The sequence below is a fragment of the uncultured Jatrophihabitans sp. genome, from assembly GCF_964246335.1.
Taxonomy (GTDB): Bacteria; Actinomycetota; Actinomycetes; order Mycobacteriales; family Jatrophihabitantaceae; genus Jatrophihabitans.
The window spans coordinates 44375-51114 of sequence record NZ_CAXTQF010000021.1 but is presented as its reverse complement, the minus strand read 5'-3'; the positions used below and the strand labels follow the sequence as shown (position 1 = coordinate 51114).

General features: G+C 71.8%; 7 protein-coding genes, 1 pseudogene and 1 riboswitch. Of the genes and pseudogenes, 2 read left to right on the top strand and 6 right to left on the bottom strand.

Features of this window, described 5'->3' with window-relative positions; translation table 11 throughout:
- Window positions 1-247, top strand: a pseudogene (locus ACFFCN_RS08555) (methylmalonyl-CoA mutase family protein); the annotation flags it as partial.
- A gap of 37 nt (window positions 248-284) precedes the next feature.
- Here the strand turns inward: ACFFCN_RS08555 and ACFFCN_RS08550 are convergent.
- Window positions 285-752 carry a carboxypeptidase-like regulatory domain-containing protein gene (locus ACFFCN_RS08550; protein WP_375490721.1) on the bottom strand — a complete coding sequence of 156 codons (468 nt, stop codon included), beginning with the start codon at window positions 750-752 and terminating at the stop codon, window positions 285-287.
- Window positions 753-918: 166 nt separating this feature from the next.
- The gene (uvrA, locus tag ACFFCN_RS08545; RefSeq protein ID WP_375490720.1) at window positions 919-3354 is read right to left on the bottom strand and encodes an excinuclease ABC subunit UvrA; all 2436 of its coding nucleotides are present in this window, start codon (window positions 3352-3354) and stop codon (window positions 919-921) included.
- A 76-nt stretch (window positions 3355-3430) separates the two neighbouring features.
- On the opposite strand from uvrA, the gene ACFFCN_RS08540 reads away from it, so the two are divergent.
- A complete protein-coding gene (locus tag ACFFCN_RS08540; RefSeq protein WP_375490719.1) occupies window positions 3431-3994 on the top strand; it encodes a hypothetical protein in 564 nt (187 codons plus the stop codon).
- Here ACFFCN_RS08540 and thiD read toward each other — a convergent pair.
- The 4 genes from thiD to ACFFCN_RS08520 all read right to left on the bottom strand — a co-directional run bounded on the left by thiD (window position 3978) and on the right by ACFFCN_RS08520 (window position 6627).
- Window positions 3978-4808, bottom strand: a complete 831-nt coding sequence (thiD, locus tag ACFFCN_RS08535; RefSeq protein WP_375490718.1) for a bifunctional hydroxymethylpyrimidine kinase/phosphomethylpyrimidine kinase — start codon at window positions 4806-4808, stop codon at window positions 3978-3980. The two genes, ACFFCN_RS08540 and thiD, sit on opposite strands and share 17 nt — an antisense overlap.
- A complete protein-coding gene (thiE, locus tag ACFFCN_RS08530) occupies window positions 4805-5446 on the bottom strand; it encodes a thiamine phosphate synthase (protein ID WP_375490717.1) in 642 nt (213 codons plus the stop codon). Before thiE ends, thiD begins: the two co-directional genes overlap by 4 nt.
- Window positions 5443-6258, bottom strand: coding sequence for a hydroxyethylthiazole kinase (gene thiM / locus ACFFCN_RS08525; protein WP_375490716.1), 816 nt, complete (start codon window positions 6256-6258; stop codon window positions 5443-5445). Before thiM ends, thiE begins: the two co-directional genes overlap by 4 nt.
- Window positions 6250-6347, bottom strand: a riboswitch (TPP riboswitch). (Overlaps the previous gene by 9 nt.)
- Window positions 6348-6384: 37 nt before the next feature.
- Window positions 6385-6627 carry a helix-turn-helix domain-containing protein gene (locus tag ACFFCN_RS08520; RefSeq protein WP_375490715.1) on the bottom strand — a complete coding sequence of 81 codons (243 nt, stop codon included), beginning with the start codon at window positions 6625-6627 and terminating at the stop codon, window positions 6385-6387.
- Between the last annotated feature and the right edge of the window lie 113 nt (window positions 6628-6740).

Genomic DNA, 6740 nt, shown 5'->3' with positions numbered 1-6740 from the left:
CTCGGGGACCATTCAGAACGATATCCTCAAAGAATTCATGGTGCGCAACACCTATATCTACCCGCCCGCGGGTTCGATGCGCATTATCTCGGACATTTTTGCTTACACCTCGCGCGAGATGCCGAAGTTCAACTCCATTTCCATCAGCGGCTACCACATGCAGGAGGCGGGAGCGTCGGCCGACCTGGAGCTGGCCTACACGCTGGCCGACGGAATCGAATACATCCGCGCGGGGGCCGCGGCGGGGGGGCCTGACGGGTGCACCCCTTCGCCCCGACGGTCGGTCAGTAGGTGGAGATGGGCAGGAAGCTGAAGACGCTGTGCTTCGTGATGCGGCCGCCGACCCGGTAGGTGTGGCCCGGCTTGAGGTGCATCGACTTGGACGCGCGATACGTCCGGTGCCCGACGTGCTCGCTGACGGTGATGCGGTAGACGCCCTTACGGCGGTGCAACACCTTGCGGTACACGCCCTTGCTGTTGGTCGAGAAGCTGGCCACCTTCTCACGGTGGTTGCCGACCTTCTTCGAGATGGTGACGTGCGCGTGCTTGATCGGCTTGCCGGCAGCATTGGTGAACTTGCCGTACAGAACCTCGCTCCCGTGGGACGCGTGCCCGACGGACTTGGCCTGCAGCGTCAAAGCGTCCGAGCTGGGGGAGACGAGGAACAGAAGCACAGCTGTCAGCGCCAGCAGGGAGCTGCCGGCCACGACGATGTTGCGGGCGCTGCGCCGAATGGTGGGGATGGGGGACACGGGCGACTCCTTCAGGTTTGTTTGCCCGCCCTTGGATCTGGGCAGGCTCCTGATCGGCGTCGGACAGGCGTTTATTAGTGCTGTCCTTTTTGTCTTGCCTGAATTTCCCACGCGCACATCGGCAATTGCGCCGATCCGCGACGTCCGGTGCGAAACCGCCGATAGCTCAGCGGGCCAGCGCGGCCCGTAAGTAGGGCGCGGTGCGGCTGGTGGCGCTCGCCGCGACCTCGGCCGGTGCGCCTATGGCGATCACGCTGCCGCCCTCGTCGCCGCCGCTCGGGCCGAGGTCGATGACGTGGTCTGCGCCGGCGACGACGGCCATGTCGTGCTCGACGACGATCACGGTGTTGCCGGCGTCGACCAGCGAGTGCAGCAACGCCATGAGTCGGTCGACGTCGGCCGGGTGCAGCCCGGTGGTCGGCTCGTCGAGGACGAACATCGTGTGACCACGACGCGCGCGCTGCAGCTCGGTGGCCAGCTTGATCCGTTGCGCCTCACCGCCGGAGAGCTCGGGTGCGGGCTGGCCGAGAGTGAGGTAATCCAGGCCGACCATGCGCAACGTGTCGAGGCTGCGGGCGATCGCCGGGACGTCGGCGAAGAAGTCCGCCGCCGCGTCGACGGTCAGGGCGAGCACGTCGGCGATCGATCGGCCGCGGTAGCGCACTTCGAGGGTCTGCGGGTTGTACCGCGCACCGTGGCACACCGGGCACGGCGAGTACGTGCCGGGCAGGAACAGCAACTCGACGGCGACGGCGCCCTCGCCCTGGCAGTTGTCGCAGCGGCCGCCGTCGACGTTGAACGAGAACCGCCCCGCCTGGTAAGCGCGTCGACGAGCCTCGTCGGTGCCGGCGAACAGCTTGCGGACCCCGTCGAAAAGGCCCGTGTACGTGGCGAGATTGGATCGGGGAGTGCGCCCGATCGGCCGCTGGTCCACCTCGACCAGCCGGTCTATCGACTCCAACCCGGTGATGCGTTGCGCGCTGCCGGACGTGTCGTCGTCGAGCGCAGCGTCCGAGTCCTCGTCGTCGTCGGCGCGAGCACCCAGCCGGTGGCGCACGGCTGCCGCCAGCACGCCGGTGACGAGCGTCGTCTTGCCCGATCCGGACACCCCGGTGACGGCGGTGAACACGCCCAACGGGACGTCGACGTCGACATCGACGAGGTTGTGGTGCGTGATGCCGCGCAGCTCGATCACGCCGGTGGCCCGGCGTTGCGCGCGCGCCGGGCGGCCCGTGCCGTCGAGGTAGCGGGCCGTCTCGGAATCCGTGACCTGCGCAAGCCCGGCGGGCGGACCGCTGTAGAGGATGCGGCCGCCGTGCACACCCGCACCGGGGCCGACGTCGACGAGCCAGTCGGCGTGCTGCACGACGTCGACCTCGTGCTCGACGACCACCAGGGAATTCCCGGCGTGGCGCAGCCGGTCCAGGACACCGAGCAGCGCCTGCGTGTCGGCCGGATGCAGCCCGGCCGACGGCTCGTCCAGCACGTAGACGACGCCGAACAGTGTCGACCGGAGCGCTGTCGCCACCCGCAGCCGTTGCAACTCGCCCGAGGACAGCGTGGGCGTCGCCCGGTTCATCGCGAGGTAGCCGAGACCGAGTTCGCGCAGTCCGTCGATGCGCGCGAGGAGGTCGGGGACGATGGTCCGCGCGACGTCGCTCGTCTGCGCACCCATCAGCCGGGTGCCGAGCGTGGCCAGGGGCAGCGCGGTGAGCTCGGCGATGTTTGCGTCGGCGACCGTGACGGACAGTGCCTCGGGCCGCAGGCCGGCGCCGCCGCAGACCGGGCACGCCCGCACCTCGACGTGCTGCAGCGCCTTCTTGCGCAGGGTGGTGCTCTGCGTCGTGGCCAGCGTGTGCAGGACATAGCGGCGCGCGCTCTGGTACGTGCCCTGGTACGGCCGCTGGATGCGATGCGCCTCGCGCTCGGCGTGCACCGTCACGACGGGCTGGTCGTCGGTGAACAGGATCCAGTCCCGGTCGTCCTGCGACAGGTCGCGCCACGGCCGGTCGATGTCGTAGCCGAGGGTCGCGAGGATGTCGCGGTAGTTCTTGCCCTGCCAGGCACCCGGCCATGCGGCGACAGCGCGCTCGCGGATCGACAGACCCGGGTCGGGCACGAGCGACGCTTCGGTGACTTCGTGCACCCGGCCGAGTCCGTGGCAGTGCGGGCACGCGCCCGCCGGCGTGTTCGGGGAGAACGCGTCCGAGTCGAGCCGTTGCGCACCGGCCGGATAGTCACCGGCGCGCGAGAAGAGCATCCGCAACGAGTTCGACAGGGCCGTGAGCGTGCCCACGGTCGACCGGGCCTGACCGGCACCCCGCGCCTGTTGCAGCGCGACCGCCGGCGGCAGGCCGGTGATCTCGCGGACGTCGGGCGCGGCCACCTGATCGATCAAGCGACGCGCGTAGGGCGCTACGGATTCGAGATAGCGGGACTGCGCCTCGGCGAAGACGGTGCCGAACGCCAGCGACGACTTGCCCGACCCGGAGACGCCGGTGACGACGACGAGCGCGTCGCGTGGGATGTCCACGTCGACGTCGCGCAGGTTGTGCACGCGCGCACCGCGGACCCGGATCGCTGCGTCGTGGGCCTGCGTCATCGGCCGATCTTCCCAGCCGGCCGGACCGGGCCACCCGGACGTGCTTCGATCTGCGGGTGATCGCAGGGCGGACGCCATGAGGTGGGACGGGCTGTTCGCCGACCTCGAGGCGCAGGCGCAAGCGCTTGCCCTGGCCGAGCGTGCTGCCGAGGTCGAGACCCGCACCCGCGACGAGATCGGCCAGCTGGCCGTCTACGACCGGTTGCGCGCCGCCGTGGACACCGAACTGCAGTTGGCGTTCGCCGGCGGTCTCGCGGTGCGCGGCACGCTGACCCGCGTCGGCGTGGACTGGCTGCTGCTCGACTCGGGCCAGGGCCGCGAAGTCGTCGGTGTCAACGCCGCGCTGCAGCGGGTGCGCGGTCTCGGCCGGGCGTCCGGGGTGCCCGGCTCGGCCGGCGTCGTGGAGTCCCGGCTCGGCCTGGGGCACGTACTGCGCGGCCTTGCGCGCGACCGGTCACCGCTGCGGCTGCATCTGATCGGCGACGGTGCGTCCAGCGTGGACGCCACCATCGACCGTGTCGGCGCGGACTTCGTCGAGGTCGCGACGCACCCGGCCGGCGAGGTGCGCCGGCGCGGCGACGTGCGCGACGTCGAGCTGGTCCCGCTGGCTGCGCTCGCCGCGCTCAGCCGGCGGGCGTGACGTCAGCGGCTGCGCGCCACTGGTCCACGAAGTGGTGCACCGGCCCCGCGCCGTGCCCGATGTCTAGCTCGTCGCTCGCCGCGAGTGCGCGGGCCAGGTAGTCCTTCGCCTGCTGCACGGCCTCCGGCCACGCGGCGCCGCGCGCCGTCGACGCGGCGATCGCTGCCGAGAGCGTGCAGCCGGTGCCGTGCGTGTTGTGCGTCGCCACCCGCGGTGCGCGCAGGACGTGCGTGCGCTCCCCGTCGGCGAACACGTCGACGGCCTCGGACCGGTCATCCAGGTGACCGCCCTTGAGCAGCACTCTGCGGGCGCCGGCGTCGAGCAGTGCGTGCGCCTGATCGCGCAGACCGTCGACGTCCGTTGCCGGCGTCGTCTGCAGCAGGACCGCGGACTCCGGCACGTTCGGCGTGACGAGTGACGTCAGCGGGATCAGCTCGCGTACGGCGGCGACAGCGTCCTCGTCGAGCAGTCGGTCGCCGCTCGTCGCGACCATCACCGGATCGAGGATGACCGGCACATCCGGCATCGCGCGAATTGTGGCCGCGACCGCATGCACCGTGCCGGCGTTCGCCAACATGCCGATCTTGATCGCGTCCACCCGGACGTCCTCGAGCAGGGTGTGCAGTTGCGCGGTCACGAAGTCGGGCGGCACGGCATGCGTGCCCGTCACGCCGCGGGTGTTCTGCGCGGTGAGCGCGGTCAGCACCGCGGTGCCGTACACGCCCCAGGCGGAGAACGTCTTGAGGTCGGCCTGGATGCCGGCGCCACCGGACGGGTCGCTGCCGGCGATCGTCAGCGCGACGGGCACGCTCATGCCGCCGCCGTCCATACCGCACGCAGCGCCGCCGTGGCGGCGCGTGGGTCGCGCGCTGCGCACACCGCGCTGACGACGGCGACGCCGCTCGCACCGGTGGCCCGCACCGCCGCTGCGCGTGTTTCGTCGATGCCGCCGATCGCGACACACGGCCACGGGCTCGCCCGCACGATCGCGCGCAACCCGGCCGGCCCGCACGGCACTGCGGCGTCGGTCTTGGTCGCCTGCGTCCACACCGGCCCGACGCCGAGGTAGTCGACGTCCGCGCCGGCCGCCGCGCGGACGTGCTCGACGCTCTGCACCGACAGCCCGAGCAGCGCGTCCCGGCCGAGCACGGCGCGCGCCTCGCTCGGCGACGTGTCGCCCTGCCCGACGTGCGCGCCCGCAGCGCCGATCGCGGCGACGAGGTCGACGCGGTCGTTGACGAGCAACGGCACATCGGTGCCGGCCAGTTCCGCGCACAGCTCGCGCCCGAGCCGGATCAAGTCGTCGTCGGTGGCGGACGGGTCGCGCAGCTGCACCATGCTCGCCCCGCCCGCGACAGCCGCGCGCACCGTGGCCACGACACCGCGCCGACCGCACATCTCGGTGTCCGTGACCACGTACACGGACAGGTCGAAGGCGGGGCGTCCGCTCACGTGCTGAGTTCCAGCCTCGCGCTCGCGCGCAGCTCGTCCGGCGTGATCGACGCCAGCCGGTCCAGCAGCGCGACGGCGAACGAGCCGGGGCCGTCCGCCGTGCGCGCCGCCTGCTCGGCGGCGACCGTCATCGTCGCCGTCGCAGCGGTGGCGGCCAGCAAGGGGTCGTCGCCCACCGCGGCGAACGCGGCCGTCATGGCGCCGAGCGCGCAGCCGACCCCGGTGACCCTGGTGAGCAACGGGTCGCCGTTGGACACCGTGACGTGCCGCCGGCCGTCGGTCAGGTGGTCCACCGCGCCGCTCACGGCGAGCACCGTGGCGTGCTCGCGGGCGAGCCCCTGCGCCGGGCCGGCCGCCGCGTCGGCCGCGTCGGTGGCATCCACGCCGCGCCCGCCCGCGCCGCCGGCGAGCGCGAGGATCTCCGAGGCGTTGCCGCGCACGATCGTCGGCGACTGCGCGAGCAGGCTCCCGGCGACCTCGGTGCGCCAGGACATCCCGCCGGCACCCACCGGGTCCAGGACCCAGGGACGCCCGGCCTCCGCGGCCCCGGCAGCGGCGAGCGGCATGGCCTGCACCGTCTCGGCGTAGGGCGTGCCCAGGTTGATCAGCACGCCGCCGGCGACGCGGGCGAGCTCACCGGCCTCGCGCGGGTTGTCGACCATCGCAGGCGCGGCGCCGACGGCGAGCAGCACGTTGGCCGTCCATTGGGCGACGACGATGTTCGTCAGGCACTGCACGAGCGGTCCTTGCTCGCGCACGGCGGCCAGCGCGGCGGCGACGGCGGACGGCAGGTCGGGGGTTGGGTCGGTCACGGCGGACGTCCCTTCGCCAGTACGAACTGGGGCAGGTTCGACGGGTCTGATCTCAGCTGCCGATGGCGGCAGCACCCCGCGTCATGCACCAGCGTAACCACGTCGTGCATCCGCCGGCCGGCCGTCTCAATCGGCGGTGTCGGCCTCGGCGTCCACGAACGGGTGGCTCTCGATGAACTTGCGGGTTTGCGTGTACATCCGCGAGATGTAGTCCTCGAGTTTGTCCCGCTCGACGCGCCACTGGCCCCGGCCGCCGATCTTGATCGCGGCGAGTTCCTCGTTGCGGACCAGCGCGTACGCCTGCGACGTGGAGATGTTGAGCACCTCGGCGACGTCGTTCAGCGTGAGGAACCGGGACTCGGCGGCCATGGCAGGCAGCGGCTCCTTCGCGGCAGACGGATCTCGCGTTGTGGTGCAAGTGTGACAGTCCGTGTCTCGTGGTGCGTCGACTGTCCACAACGGCGCACTTTCGACTCGCGCAC

Bases quoted from the DNA above. Each gene is read 5' to 3' on its own strand.
- thiD (WP_375490718.1), bottom strand. From the start codon at position 4,808: ATGAGCGTGCCCGTCGCGCTGACGATCGCCGGCAGCGACCCGTCCGGT.
- ACFFCN_RS08540 (WP_375490719.1), top strand. From the start codon at position 3,431: ATGAGGTGGGACGGGCTGTTCGCCGACCTCGAGGCGCAGGCGCAAGCG.
- uvrA (WP_375490720.1), bottom strand. From the start codon at position 3,354: ATGACGCAGGCCCACGACGCAGCGATCCGGGTCCGCGGTGCGCGCGTG.
- ACFFCN_RS08520 (WP_375490715.1), bottom strand. From the start codon at position 6,627: ATGGCCGCCGAGTCCCGGTTCCTCACGCTGAACGACGTCGCCGAGGTG.